General features: G+C 72.7%; 14 protein-coding genes and 1 tRNA gene. 7 read left to right on the forward strand and 8 right to left on the reverse strand.

Going from position 1 to position 13044, the window contains the following annotated elements; translation table 11 throughout:
- Positions 1-189: 189 nt before the first annotated feature.
- Both OG349_RS23525 and OG349_RS23530 read left to right on the forward strand, forming a co-directional pair.
- A complete protein-coding gene (locus OG349_RS23525) occupies positions 190-1470 on the forward strand; it encodes a sensor histidine kinase (RefSeq protein ID WP_327238688.1) in 1281 nt (426 codons plus the stop codon).
- A gap of 183 nt (positions 1471-1653) precedes the next feature.
- Entirely contained in the window at positions 1654-2151 is a 498-nt protein-coding gene (locus OG349_RS23530) for a phospholipase (protein ID WP_327236486.1), read from the forward strand.
- A 71-nt stretch (positions 2152-2222) separates the two neighbouring features.
- Here the strand turns inward: OG349_RS23530 and OG349_RS23535 are convergent.
- The 5 genes from OG349_RS23535 to OG349_RS23555 form a co-directional block, all read right to left on the reverse strand.
- Positions 2223-2296 (reverse strand) — tRNA-Lys (locus OG349_RS23535).
- 98 nt (positions 2297-2394) lie between these two features.
- Complete coding sequence (locus OG349_RS23540; RefSeq protein ID WP_327236487.1) at positions 2395-3474, reverse strand: SGNH/GDSL hydrolase family protein; 1080 nt, start codon at positions 3472-3474, stop codon at positions 2395-2397.
- Between the two features lie 200 nt (positions 3475-3674).
- Entirely contained in the window at positions 3675-4433 is a 759-nt protein-coding gene (locus OG349_RS23545; RefSeq protein WP_327236488.1) for an IclR family transcriptional regulator, read from the reverse strand.
- Positions 4434-4804: 371 nt separating this feature from the next.
- Positions 4805-6301 (reverse strand): amidase, encoded by a 1497-nt coding sequence (locus OG349_RS23550; RefSeq protein WP_327236489.1) that lies wholly within the window; start codon positions 6299-6301, stop codon positions 4805-4807.
- The gene (locus tag OG349_RS23555; RefSeq protein ID WP_327236490.1) at positions 6294-7253 is read right to left on the reverse strand and encodes a D-2-hydroxyacid dehydrogenase; all 960 of its coding nucleotides are present in this window, start codon (positions 7251-7253) and stop codon (positions 6294-6296) included. Before OG349_RS23555 ends, OG349_RS23550 begins: the two co-directional genes overlap by 8 nt.
- Positions 7254-7439: 186 nt before the next feature.
- Between OG349_RS23555 and OG349_RS23560 the strand changes: the two genes are divergently transcribed.
- Positions 7440-8183, forward strand: coding sequence for a maleate cis-trans isomerase family protein (locus OG349_RS23560; RefSeq protein WP_327236491.1), 744 nt, complete (start codon positions 7440-7442; stop codon positions 8181-8183).
- 193 nt (positions 8184-8376) lie between these two features.
- Positions 8377-9432 (forward strand): LLM class flavin-dependent oxidoreductase, encoded by a 1056-nt coding sequence (locus OG349_RS23565; protein ID WP_327238689.1) that lies wholly within the window; start codon positions 8377-8379, stop codon positions 9430-9432.
- An 81-nt stretch (positions 9433-9513) separates the two neighbouring features.
- Here the strand turns inward: OG349_RS23565 and OG349_RS23570 are convergent, their stop codons facing one another.
- The 3 genes from OG349_RS23570 to OG349_RS23580 all read right to left on the reverse strand — a co-directional run bounded on the left by OG349_RS23570 (position 9514) and on the right by OG349_RS23580 (position 11562).
- Positions 9514-10467, reverse strand: coding sequence for a GNAT family N-acetyltransferase (locus OG349_RS23570; protein WP_327236492.1), 954 nt, complete (start codon positions 10465-10467; stop codon positions 9514-9516).
- 108 nt (positions 10468-10575) lie between these two features.
- Complete coding sequence (locus OG349_RS23575) at positions 10576-11145, reverse strand: hypothetical protein (RefSeq protein WP_327236493.1); 570 nt, start codon at positions 11143-11145, stop codon at positions 10576-10578.
- Positions 11146-11187: 42 nt separating this feature from the next.
- Positions 11188-11562 (reverse strand): helix-turn-helix domain-containing protein, encoded by a 375-nt coding sequence (locus OG349_RS23580; RefSeq protein ID WP_237530686.1) that lies wholly within the window; start codon positions 11560-11562, stop codon positions 11188-11190.
- 365 nt (positions 11563-11927) lie between these two features.
- Here OG349_RS23580 and OG349_RS23585 point away from each other — a divergent pair, with 365 nt between their 5' ends.
- From OG349_RS23585 to OG349_RS23595, 3 genes are read left to right on the forward strand one after another with little or no spacing between them, the layout of a single operon-like run.
- The gene (locus tag OG349_RS23585) at positions 11928-12209 is read left to right on the forward strand and encodes a WhiB family transcriptional regulator (RefSeq protein ID WP_327236494.1); all 282 of its coding nucleotides are present in this window, start codon (positions 11928-11930) and stop codon (positions 12207-12209) included.
- Entirely contained in the window at positions 12206-12799 is a 594-nt protein-coding gene (locus OG349_RS23590) for a hypothetical protein (RefSeq protein ID WP_327236495.1), read from the forward strand. The genes OG349_RS23585 and OG349_RS23590 overlap by 4 nt, the downstream gene beginning before the upstream one ends.
- Positions 12796-13011 carry a helix-turn-helix domain-containing protein gene (locus tag OG349_RS23595; RefSeq protein ID WP_327236496.1) on the forward strand — a complete coding sequence of 72 codons (216 nt, stop codon included), beginning with the start codon at positions 12796-12798 and terminating at the stop codon, positions 13009-13011. Before OG349_RS23590 ends, OG349_RS23595 begins: the two co-directional genes overlap by 4 nt.
- Positions 13012-13044: the final 33 nt, after the last annotated feature.

The raw sequence follows: 13044 nt of genomic DNA on the forward strand, positions 1-13044 counted from the left end.
ACGGAAGCCCGGCGCAGCAGTGCGGGACCGAGTCCTGGGGTAGGGCAGGCCATACCCCAGGGACTCCGTCCCGCCCGATGGTCCGGCCCCGGCCGCCGCCTCTACCGTCGTGCCATGCCCTCACGCGCCGTGCCTGCCGCCCTCGCCGGGCCCTCCCGCGCCACGTCCCCCGAAACCGTGTGGCAGGCGCTGGCCCGGCCCGGCTATCTGCTGACTCCCTGGCCCTGGCGCTCGGCCGCGTACCTGCTGAGCGGGGTCCCGGCCGGGATCGCCGTGCTGGTGGTGACGGGCGCCCTCGCCGTGGCGGGCGGGCTGCTCTCCCTCGTGCTGGTCGGGCTTCCGCTGCTCGCCCTGCTCGCGCTCGGCGGGATCCCGGTGGCCGGGCTGGAGCGGCGCAGGACACGGCTGGTGGACGCCCGGCCCCTGCCCGACCCGCACCGCCGGCCGGCCGAACCGGGGCTGTGGCCCTGGGCGCTGACCCGGTTCCGGGAACAGGCGACCTGGCGGGAACTGGGCCACGCGCTGCTGTTCGCCCTGGTGCTCTGGCCGCTGGACCTGATCGCCGTCGGCTTCGGGCTGCTGCTGCCCCTCGACATGATCGCCACGCCCGTGCTGATGGCGACCGTGTGGGACGGCGGAGAGGTGAAGGTCGTGAAGCTCTGGACGGTCACGTCCTGGCCCGCCGCCTGGGCGTTCGCCGTGCTCGGCGTGGTGTTCCTGGCCGGGTGCTGGTACGTGCTCGGCGCGGTGGCCGGCGCCCGCGCGGAGTTGACCCGGCTCCTGATCGCCCCCCGCGACACCGTGCTCGGGCAGCGTGTCACCGAACTGACCCGGTCGCGGATCCGGCTCGTGGACGCGTTCGAGGCCGAGCGGCGGCGGATCGAGCGCGACCTGCACGACGGGGCGCAACAACGCCTGGTGGCGCTGACGATGACCCTCGGGCTCGCCCGGCTCGACGCCCCGCCGGGCCCGCTCGCCGGCCGGCTCCGTACGGCGCACGAGGAGGCGGGCGAGGTGCTCGCGGAGCTGCGCGAGCTGATCCGGGGCATCCACCCGGCCGTGCTCACCGACTACGGGCTCGCCGCCGCCGTCGCGGACGCGGCCGACCGCTCGGTGGTGCCGGTGGAGGTGGCGCTGGACGGGGTGGCCGGCCGGTACTCCGACGCCGTGGAGGCCACCGCGTACTTCGTGGTGTGCGAGGCGCTCGCCAACGTCGCGCGGCACAGCGGGGCGGCCCGGGCCGCGGTGACCGGGCGGTACGGCGACGGGCGGCTGGTGCTGGCGGTGGAGGACGACGGGCGGGGCGGGGCGCGCGCGGAGGGCGGGAGCGGACTGACCGGTCTGGCCGACCGGGTCTCCGTCCTGGACGGCCGGCTGTCCCTGTCGAGCCCGGTCGGCGGGCCCACGGTCCTGCGGGTCGAGATCCCGTGCGACATCCGCACGGATATCCGCACCGAAGCCATCAACTAGGGCTGTTTGAAGGGGCCTTCGGTGGTGCGGGCGGTGCAGGGGGGTTTCCCGGCACTCGAATGTCAGGGAGGATTTCCGCAGCGGTCATCGCGCGTAGACCCGTACGAGATCCGCCCCGTTCAGTGTGAGGAAGCGCCGTGCCACCGCATGGCGTCACGCCCGTTTTCGCCCGGAGGTTTTCCCATGCGCAGACGTCTGGCACTTTCGCTCGCGGCAACCCTGCTCGCCCTTCCCGCCGCCCTGCTGTCGACCGGTCAGGCCGTCGCGGCGCCCGCGGACAAGCCGCAGGTGCTGAGCGGCTGGACCCAGGGAACCGTCGGCAGCTACAACGCGTGGGTCTCCGCCCGTGGCAATCAGGGAGCCTGGTCGGCGTACGGCTTCGACTGGTCCACCGACTACTGCTCCAGTTCGCCGGACAACCCCTTCGGGTTCCCGTTCCAGACGGCCTGTGCCCGCCACGACTTCGGTTACCGCAACTACAAGGCGGCCGGCACGTTCAGCTCCAACAAGGCGCGGCTCGACTCCGCGTTCTACACCGACCTCAAGCGCGTCTGCTCGGGGTACTCCGGCGCCAAGAAGGCGTCCTGCGACGCCACGGCGTGGACGTACTACCACGCGGTCGACATCTTCGGCGTGACGCCCGCGGTGGACGGCAACCGGTCCGTCGCCCTGGTCGGCTGACCGGCCGCTCGCCCCGTACCCCGGATGTACGAAGAAGGCCCCTCGCTCTCGCGAGGGGCCTTCCCTGTCTGTGCGCCGTCAGGGACTCGAACCCCGGACCCGCTGATTAAGAGTCAGCTGCTCTAACCAACTGAGCTAACGGCGCCTGCTGACTCGAAAATAATACCCGGTGCCCGGGGGTGCTCCGGACCACGGCCTTCCCCGCCCCGGGGAGGAAGGGGGGAGGCCGTGGCCCGGGTCCTGTCAGCCCCTGGGCGGGGCGGTCCTGAGGAGGCCGTCGAAGGCGGCCTTCACCTGGCGGGCCTGGTTGTCCGCACCGGCGGCGTTCGGGTGGACGAACGTGCACGCCTCACCGTTGCCGGGGATCTGCTCGCAGAACCCGGACGGGGCGTCCGTCTGGTCGCCGTCCCCGGTCAGGTCGTCCTTGACCCCGTACATCCAGCGCTGCCCGACGGGCTCGCAGAGGCCGTGCCCGGTGCTGGACCGGTAGATGTCGACGTACGTGGCACCGTGCTCGGCGGCCTGCCGGTCCAGCAGGCCGTTCAGCTCCCGCTCCACACCGTCCAGCCAGGGCATGTCCCCCTTGGCGACGGTGCCGAGCTGGCGCCAGACGCCCCAGGTGCAGCCGTTGTTGTGCGGGACGATCGCCGGATAGCCGACCACCAGGACCTCGGCCCTCGGCGCGCGCTCCCTGATGGCCGTCATCATGGCGTCGTACTCCAGGTCGAGCTGGGCGAACTTGTCCGCCAGCCAGTCCCGGCCCTCGCCCTGCGTGAAGTACTTCGTGCACGGCGTTCCGAAGCCGAGCGTGCCGAGGCCGCGCTCCAGGCACTCGGTGACGATCGCACCGAACCCGAGGGAGTTCCCGCCGATGCCGACGGTCACGAAGTCCGTGTCGGGGCTGAGCGCGTCGAGCTGCGGCGGCTTCTCCGCCCAGCCGCCCTCGGGAGGCACGGTCGGGGGACCGAGGATCTTCTGGGAGGGCTGCGGGCCCAGGATTCCGTCCTGCACCTCCGCCGCGCCGCACGTGACGTCCGTGAGGTCGAGACCCAGCTCGGCGGCGACCTGGCTCGGGTAGTTGCGCGCGGACCGGCCGCAGCCGTCGCTGTCGTCCCAGGGGCGGACCCAGACGTCGGCGCTGTACGAGTCACCCAGCGCCACGTAACGCGGCGGGGCTTCGGCCCGCGCCGCCGCCCCGGCCCGCTCCCGGCCGTCGGTGGCTCGGCCTCCGGTGGCCTGCGCCCCGGAGGCCGAGCCGAACAGGGAGAGGGAGACGGCGAGCGCGGCGGCCGCGGCGAGCGGCACGCGTACGCGGACAGCCATACGGAAACTGGACAAGCGATCGCCCTTCGTGTCTGCGCCACGGGCACCTCCCAGCAGCACAGTCACCAAGCGTAGTTACTCGGCGACGTGGTGTGAATGGCCGCAGCCGAGGTTGGCGAAGGGTCGCCAGATCGGTTTGAGTCGCGAATTCAGGGCGTCAGCCGAGACGCGGAGTTCGGGGCGTCAGCCCGGTCGCGGATTCAGAGCGTCAGCGACAGCGCCATCGGAGCCGCCCCGCGGTTCAGCCTCGCCGCCGCCGACCTCAGCCGGTGCGCGTCCTCGACCGGCAGCGACAGCGCGAGGCAGCCCACCGCCGAGCCGGCCGTCAGCGGCACGGCCGCGCACACCGTCCCCACGGCGTACTCCTGGAGGTCCAGCACCGGTACCGTCGGCGGCTGGCCCTCCAGCCGCGAGAGCAGCAGCCGTTCACTGGTGATCGTGCGGGACGTGAAGCGGGCCACCTTGTGGCGCGCCAGATGGTCCCGGCGCCCGTTCTGGTCCAACTGCGTGAGCAGGCACTTCCCTATCGCGCTGGCGTGCGCGGCGGACCGGAAGTCCACCCACTCGTTCACCGCCGGCGTGCCGGGCCCGTCCGCGATCCAGGTCACCTTGATCTCGCCGTCGATGTACCGGCTCATGTAGACCGCCGCGCCCACGGAGTCGCGCAGCTTGGTCAGGTCGTCCTGGAGCTTGGCCTCCAGCGCCTCTTTCCGGGCGGCCCCGGAACCGAGCAGGACGAGCGAGTCGCCGATCGCGTAGGCGCCGTCCGCGACCTGCTCCACGTACCCCTCACGCCGCAGCATGGAGAGCATCGGCGCCAGATGCCCGGTGGGCAGGCCCGTCTCGCGCGCGATCTGGACGTCCGTCACCCCGCCGCCGTACTTGGACACCGTCTCCAGGACACGCAGGACGTAGTGCACCGAGTGGAACGGCGCGGTCGGCTCCGGCTTCAGCGCCACGGCTCCCCCTAGCAGGTTGTCAGCGGGTTGACAGCAGGTAGTGACCGCAGGATTACGGACCCACGATAACCGCCAAGACCCCCGTGCGGGGCGGCTGTTGAGGAGAAGAACGGAGCGGCCCCGAGCCGTGCGCCGGGCGCTGTCACCATGGCATATGACAGGGTCATACCGCGTAAGCGGAGTGGGAGGTCAGAGCCCCGGGCGTACCTTCCGCCGGGCTCCGGACAGGCCGGGGAGCGGAGTGCGCCTCCCGCACGCGACCCGCAAGCGGACCCTTCCGCAAGGCTTCACCGTACGCTCGCAGTCGGTCAGTGGGCGTCAGTGGGCGTCGGAGGGCGTGGCCAGTAGGTGTCAGCAGGTGTCAGTAGGTGTCAGTAAGTCTCGGCGGGAGCCGGAATCCGCGCGGCGCCCGACACGTACAGCGCGTGCGCCGCACGCAGCACCACCCCGTCCGCGTGCCGCGCCCCGACCAGCTGGATGCCGATCGGCAGCCCTTTCCCGTCAACCCCGCACGGCACGGTCGCCGCGGGCTGCTGGGTGAGGTTGAAGGGGTACGTGAACGGCGTCCACGCCGTCCAGCGCCGCTGCCCCGACCCGGCGGGCGTCTCGCGGCCCGCCTCGAACGCGGTGATCGGCAGGGTCGGCGTGACCAGCAGGTCGTACGCCGTGTGGAAGAGGCCCAGCCGGCGGCCCAGCAGGACCCTGACCTCCGTCGCCGCCACGTAGTCCAGCGCGCTGTGGCGGGCACCCGCCGCCGCCATCTCCCGCAGCCCCGGGTCGACCAGCGCCACCTGCTCCCGGTTGAGGGGCTGGAGCAGCCGGGCGGCCCCGCTGCTCCACAGCGTGTGGAAGGCCGCCAGCGGATCGGTGAGGTCCGGGTCCGCCTCCTCCACGTACGCGCCGAGACCGGCCAGCCGGCCCACCGCGCGCCGTACGGCAGCCGCCACCTCGGGGTCCACCGCCACCTGGCCGCCCAGCGACGGGGAGTACGCGATCCGCAGCCCTCGTACACCCCTGGTCCCGTCGCCGTCCTGCCCGAGCCGCCCGTGCCGCCCGTCCTGCCCGGCCCGCCCGTCCGTCAGCGAGCCGGACACCCCGGCGGTCGGGGCGAGCTGGGACCAGTCGCGCGGATCGGGACCGCTGATCACGTCCAGCAGCAGCGCCGCGTCCGCCGCGTCCCTGGCCAGCGGCCCGGCGTGCGCGAGCGTGCCGAAGGGGCTCGCGGGGTACTGCGGCACCCGCCCGTACGTCGGCTTGAACCCGAAGATCCCGCAGAAGGCCGCCGGGATACGGACCGAACCCCCGCCGTCCGTACCGATGGAGAGCGGGGCCGCGCCGAGGGCGACCGCCGCCGCGCTGCCGCCGCTCGACCCGCCGGACGTACGGGCCAGGTCGTACGGGTTGCGCGTCACCCCGGACAGCGCGGAGTCCGTGACGCCCTTCCAGCCGAACTCCGGGGTCGTCGTCTTCCCGACCAGCACCGCGCCGTGCTCCCGCAGCCGCGCGACCGCCGGCGCGTCCTGGTCCCAGCCGCCCGCCGGGCCCTCGCCCTCGGCCCGTACGGTCCGCGAACCGCGCAGCGTGGGCAGGCCGCGCTGCCGGAACGTGTCCTTCACCGACACCGGCACACCGTCGAGCAGCCCCTGGGGCCGCTTCTCGCGCCACCGGCCGGCGGACGCCTCCGCCTGCGCGAGCGCCTCGTCCGCGTTCAGCCGTACGAACGCGTTGACCAGCGGTTGTACGGTCTCGATCCGCTCCAGGACGGCCTGGGTGACGTCGACGGGCGAGAAGTCCCCCTTCGCGTACCCGGCCAGGAGCTGGTGTGCCGTCAGGTCGGTCAGGAACGTGGGCGACGCGGGGTCAGTCATGCGGGGGGACGTACCCACGTTTCTTGTCGACCACGTTACGGAGGGGCTTTCCGGCGGCCCAAAGTTCGTACAGATCGACGAATTGCTCACCCAGCCGGTCGAGCCTGCCGACGGTGTCGCCGCTCATGTGCGGGGACACGATCAGACCCGGTACGTCCCACAGGGGGCTCGCCGGATCCAGCGGCTCCCGGTCGAAGACGTCCAGCGCCGCGCCCGCGATCCAGCGCTTGGACACGGCGGCGACGAGGTCGCTCTCGACGACCAGCTCCCCGCGCCCGACGTTGATGAAACGCGCGGACGGCTGCATCAGCCCGAAGCGCTGGGCATCGAACATGCCCCGGGTCGACTCCGTCAGCGGGGCGGCGCAGATCACCCAGTCGGCGCGGGTGAGCAGCCGTTGCACCTGCTCGGGTCCGTGGACGCCGGGCCGCGCGCGGCTGCCGGTGACGGCGACCGTCACGCCCAGCGCGCGCAGGGTGGTCGCGACGGCCCGGCCGATGGGGCCCGAGCCGATCACGGTGGCCCTGCTGCCCGCGACGCGCAGTCCCTCGCGGTGGCGCCACTGCCGTCTGCGTTGCAGCTCCAGCGTCCCGGGCAGGTCCTTGGCCATGGCGAGGACCAGGCCCGCCACGTACTCGGCGATGGGCTCCTCGAAGATGCCGCGCGCGTTGGTGACGACGGTGTCGGAGGCGACCAGTTCGGGGCAGAGCAGCCGGTCCACCCCGGCGCTCGCGGTGTGCACCCAGCGGGGCCGCGGGCCCGTACCCGGCCACGCTTCCCGTACCGCGTCGGAGGTGAAGTCCCAGACCAGCAGCACGTCGGCGGCGGGCAGCCGGGCGGGGAGCCCGGCCTCGTCGGTGTGCAGGACCCTCGCCCGCCCGGTCAGCCTGCCGAGGCGCGGGGCGGGGTCCTGGCCCGCCGCGTCCAGGACGAGCAGGGTCGGTGCGGCCATGAGGGGGAGCCCTTCTGCCGACGGAGCCCTTCTGCCGGCGTCCGGGAGCGGCGTCCGGGAGGTGTGCGGATCGACCACGCTCGCACCTCGTACGAAGGTCGTCAACAGCGCACTGGGGGGTGGGGAGTACGCACCGGAGGAGGGGGTATTCGTCATCGATCCCGTGACGACACAGGAAGGCTGGACATGACGACCGTTGGACTTCTCTGTCCCGGACATGCCGCCGAGGACGACTTTCCGCGCATCGAGATGCTGCTGGGCACCGACGTCAGGCTGCCCCTGGTCCACGCGGACATGGGCGAGCCCGAGCGGCTGGCCGAGGGAGTGGCGGAACTCAGGCTCGCGGGCGCGGAGTGCGTCGTCTGGGCGTCCGCCAGTGGCAGTTTCATGTACGGGTGGGACGGGGCGCACGAGCACACACGCGCGCTGGCCGTCGCGGCGGGGCTGCCGGCGTCGAGCACGTCGTTCGCCTTCGCCCACGCGGTACGCGCCCTGGGGGTCGGCCGGGTCGCCGTCGCCGCGCGCTATCCCCGGGACGTCACCGACCGCTTCGTCGCGTTCCTGGAGGCGGCGGGGACCGAGGTCGTACCGGAGCGGGGGAGCCGACCGGCGGCCGGGGCCGCTGCTTCGCCCGGGGCGGGCGGTTCTTCGGCCGGTGCGCCCGGCGAGGCGGCGGACCCGGAAGCGAGCGAGGCCGACACGCGCGAACGGGTGATGGAGCTGGCCCGTGCGGGTGATCACCCCGACGCGGAGGCGGTGCTCCTTCCGGACACGGCCCTGCACACGGTGGCGTACCTGCCGGAGCTGGAGGAGGCGCTGGGCAAGCCGGTGCTCACGGCGAACCAGGTGACGGTCTGGGAAGGGCTTCGGCTGACGGAGCGACGGGCGCGGGGGCGGGGTCTCGGCACCCTGTTCGCGGGGCCGGAGTGACGGCTCTGTCCTGACGCTCCCGGCGCCTCCGGTCGGGACTACCTGCCGGGAATAAGCGGAGAGCCCCTCCTGTTGTCGCGTGTTGCCAGGTTCTTCATGCGCAGGAGGGTGTTCACCGGTGGTTGACGCGAGCCGAGACACAACAGACACAGGTACGGACAGGGATACGGACGCGGACCGGGCCACGGACAGGATTCGTGGTGTGGTCCGGGGTACGGCGCCCGTGCCCCTGTCCGTCCTGGACCTGGTCACGGTCGGCAAGGGCTCGACGGCCGCGAACTCCCTGCGCACCAGCGTCGCGCTGGCGAAGCTGGCCGAGCGCCGCGGCTTCCACCGGCACTGGGTCGCCGAGCACCACTCGATGCCGGGCGTCGCCTCGTCGTCCCCGGCCGTGATCCTGGCCCACCTCGCCGCTCACACCGAGCGCGTCCGGCTCGGTTCCGGCGGGGTGATGCTGCCCAACCACGCCCCGCTGGTCATCGCGGAGCAGTTCGGCACGCTGGAGGCGCTCGCCCCCGGCCGCGTCGACCTGGGCCTGGGCCGCGCGCCCGGCACCGACGGAGCGACCGCCGCCGCCCTGCGCCGTACGGAACGCCTCAACGAAGGCGCGGACGACTTCCCCGAGCAGCTCGCCGAGCTGACCCGCTTCCTGGACGACGACTTCCCCTCCGGACACCGCTACGGCCGGATCCACGCGATCCCCGGCCCGGTCCAGGGGCCCGAGGGACGGCCGCCGATCTGGCTCCTCGGCTCGTCCGGTTTCAGCGCCCGCCTCGCCGGTGTGCTGGGCCTGCCCTTCGCCTTCGCCCACCACTTCTCGGCGCAGAACACGATTCCCGCGCTGGACCTCTACCGCGAGTCGTTCCGCCCGTCGGAGGTGCTGGACGCCCCGTACTCCGTGATCGGGGTGGCGGCCCTGGCCACCGACGAGGAGCGGGAGGCGCGCCGCCAGGTCCTCACGGGCGCTCTGTCGATGCTCCAGCTGCGCACCGGCCGCCCGGGTCTGATCCCGACGCCGGAAGAGGCGGCGGCGTACCAATTCAGCCCGCTGGAGCGGGAGTTCGTGGACGGCTGGCTCGTCAACATCGTGCACGGGACGCCGGACGTCGTACGGGCGGGCCTGGACGATCTCCAGAAGCGCACGGGCGCCGACGAGTTGATGATCACGGCGCACGCCCACAGTCCTGAGACGCGGCTGCGCAGCTACGAACTGATCGCCGACGCCTACGGGTTGCCGACGCTGGGCTGACTGAGCTGACTGGGCTGACGCGCCCGGCTGACTCGCCCGGCCGGGCGAGCCCCGTACCCCGACATCCGCAGGGGACGGGGCTCAGAGGTCCAGCGGGCGGACCAGACCCCAGACGCCGAGCGCCGGCTTCATGCCGAGCGAGTCGTTCAGGCGGAGGATGGGCTCGTTCGTCTCGTCGTTGTGGGTGATGACGGCACCGGCCCCCGCCCGGTACGCGTGCAGCAGCGCCGCGGACTTGACCGCGGCCGCGATGCCCCGCCCCCGGTAGCGCGCGTCCACCCCGGTGAAGATCGTGTACCACGTGTCGGAGGCCGCCTGGGGGGTGAGGATGGTCAGCCCGCAGGTCACGGGCTCCGACCCGTCCAGTGACTCCGCCAGCATGATCACGGCCTTCTCGGGGATGAGTCTTCGCGCGTGGTCGAGGTTGAAGTCCTGGCCCTCCTGGAACGGGAGCTTGGCGCCCTCCAGGCACCGGCCGGCGCACTCCATGATCGTCCGCGCCTCGTCCTCCATGGTGGCCGCCCGGACGCTGACGCGCGCCACGGTCGCCGACCGCGCCGCCGCCTCCGCGAGCTTCTCGCCGTGGGCGGGCAGCTCGTACAACCGCCCCACACTGTGGTTCGTCACCCGGAAGCCGCACCCCTCCGCGAACACCCGCCCCTCGGGGAGGTCGTCACGCAGCGTGCAGGTGATCGTCCCCGTCCCGCGCAGACGCCCGGCGCCCTCTTCGAGCAGCCCGGCGAGCGCCGTCCCGATGCCGGTCCTGCGGGCCTGCGGTACCACGGCGATCAGCGCCGAGGCCGTACCGGGGAAGGCCGGTTCCCGGGCGAGCTTCGCCGCGCCCAGCAGGGAGCCGTCGCGCTCGGCGACAAAGGCGAGATGGGCGTCGTGCGCGGCGGCGGCGCGGAGCTGCTCCCGCAGGCGGTAACGGATGTCCCAGGCGCTGGTCTGCATGAGCAGCTCCATCACCGCGTCGGTGTCCGCGGGGCGCAGCGGCCGTGTGGTGTACCCCGCCCGCGTCAGAGATTCGCCCATATGTGCATCTTAGGTGGAATGGTGCACCGGCGCCCTGCCGACGGGACGGCCCGGAGGCCGCACCCCTCGGCTCACCCGTCGGCTCGCCTCTCGTCTCCAGGCCTCGGCTCAGCCCTCGTCTCCCCGCTCCCGCGCCGCCCGCCTCTGCCGCGGCCGGTGCGGCATCAGGTTGCGTACGTTCGCGTCGCCCGCGCCCACGAGAGGCAGCCGCTGCGCCTGTGACGCCGGTGGGGAATCCGGCCCGGGCGGGGATTCCGGGTCTCCGGGGAGAGGGGAGTGCGGGCGCGCGAGCCCGTCACGCGCCTCCGGTGTCTCCGCTGCCTCCGGTCTCTCCGACGCACGGGACGGACCGGGTGTGTCCGTCGCCGGGGTCGCCGGCTCCGTGTCGGTCGACTGGTCCGGGAAACGGAGCAGTCTGCCGGAGGGCACGGGAAAGTCCTCCATGTCGGGGTGACCCGCCGCCGCGGGCTGCGTCTGGCCGGCCGCCCGGGCGTGCTCCGCCCAGCCGGTGCGATACCACCGCACTTGATCCCGGATGACCTCTTCGTCCGTGAGGATGCGCACACCGTCGACACCGGCCTGCTGGACCTTCTGGCCCAGCTCGATCAATAAATCACCCAACAGCATGGCCAGCCGGTCCTGTGGGACCGGAACGCCACCGTCCCCGTCGTTGCCCATGCGCGCACTCCTTCACGCCCCCCCCACGGGGCAGCTGATCCCCTAACTACTTGCCGGCAGGAATTGCTTCGCGACCTTCACGAACACTTCCCGCAGCTCAGGGGGCACCCCCATTCTCCGTGCCGCCTCTTCCGGACTCAGTCGCGGGGAGTCCTCCGCCGACTCGGGCCCCGCCGCGTCCGTCTGCGGCCGCGCCGCGATCGGCAGGTCCTCCTCCGACAACCGCCCCGACCGGATGAGCATTTCTCTCAGCGGGATGCCGAGCACCGCCGCCAGTCTTCGCATGGTCTCCAGGTCGGGCATGCTCTGCCGCTGGAGCAGCCGGCTGACCGCCGCCCGGTGCACCCCCGCGTCGTCGGCGAGCTTCGACTTGCCGCCGCCGCGCGGACTGTCGATGTCGTACCCCTGGCGGCGCATCAGGGACTCCACCCAGCCGGCGAACACGTCCAGTCCGTCCGCGCGGTTCCTGACGCCGTCACCGCGGAAACCCGTGCTGTTGCGGGCGTCCGCCCGCGAGCCTGAACCCATTGTCTCGATCTCCCCTCGTCGCGGGGGACAGAGTACCGATCGCGCGCGCACCTATTGGTGTGCGCGCTCGCGCGTTGTTGTGGAGATGCCGTACAACGCGCTGGCAACGGGCGGGCCTGAGGGGTGACTTGGGGCGCAGCGCGGACACCTCCTGACAGAACGTAGTCGCTTGCGCACGCGCTCGCACCATGCAACGCTGATCACGCGTCCGCAATTGTCGAACAAATATTCCCATACATGGGGAGGGGTTGCACGTGCCTTCACCGATCACAGTGTCCACACCCGCCGTGACCTTGGGCTTCTGCCGTACGGACGAAGATCTTGACTGGCGCAGGGACGCCGCCTGCGCCGATCTTCCCCAGCGTTTTGTGTTCACCAAAGTCCCTTCCGAGGCCGAACCGGTATTGCGTGCCTGCAATCACTGCCCGATTCGCGAGGAGTGCGTTGCCGTCGTGGACCCCATGCGGACCTGGTTCGACGGGGTCAGCGGCGGGCGTCTGTGGCGCAACGGCCGCGAGGTAAGGCGGGCGGCGTGACGAACACCGGCAGTACCGGCAGCACCGGCAGCACCGGTAGCACCGGTAGCACCGGTAGCGCTGGTAGCACCGGTAGCGCTGGCAGCGCTGCCAGCGCGCTGTGGATCGCCGCGCTCCTGCGGCACTTCCCCGAACTCCTGACGGAACTCGCCCCGACCGCCGGACGCGTCCTGCGCGAGCGTCCCGGCGCCTCCCCGGCGGGTGGCTCCGTCGCGCCCCTGCGGCTGTACGTGTCCGACGCCGTCCGCGATGTCACCGACGGCGTCGTGGAGTTGGAGGAGGCCGTACGGGAACGGCTCGGCCTGCCCCGCGTGGCCGCCGCCCCCGTACCCGTACGACTCCGGCGTATCGCCGGCCTCCTGGAGCGGATCGGCGGAGACCCGGACCTGGCCGCGCACGTGGAGGACGAGACCCGGCGGATGGCCCGCCGGTGCGCCCGGGCGCTGGGCGATCCCGAGCAACTGGTCCGCGTCGCCGGGCGCTGCCCCGCCTGCGACTCGGTGTCCCTGCGGGCGTTCCCCGAGCGGGCGACGGTGATGTGCGTGAATCCCGTCTGCCGCCACACACCGGCGGTGGAGGCGGCGTCGTGAGCGCGGGCGGTGTGACGGGTGCGGGTGGACCGGCGAGCGTCGCGCTGATCTCGGGGAATCTGGCCGCCGCCGAGGTCGAGGTGTCACCGGCGACCATCCGCAAGTGGGTCCAGCTGGGACACCTCACCGCGGCGGGACGCCAGGGCAGACGGCTGCTCTACCGGCTGGAGGATGTGTTCGCGGCGGAGCGCGCGGTGCGCCGCAGGAGCTGAGCGTACGACCGACGTACGACCGACGCGCGACCG

This window comes from Streptomyces sp. NBC_01317, from assembly GCF_035961655.1.
GTDB lineage: Bacteria > Actinomycetota > Actinomycetes > Streptomycetales > Streptomycetaceae > Streptomyces.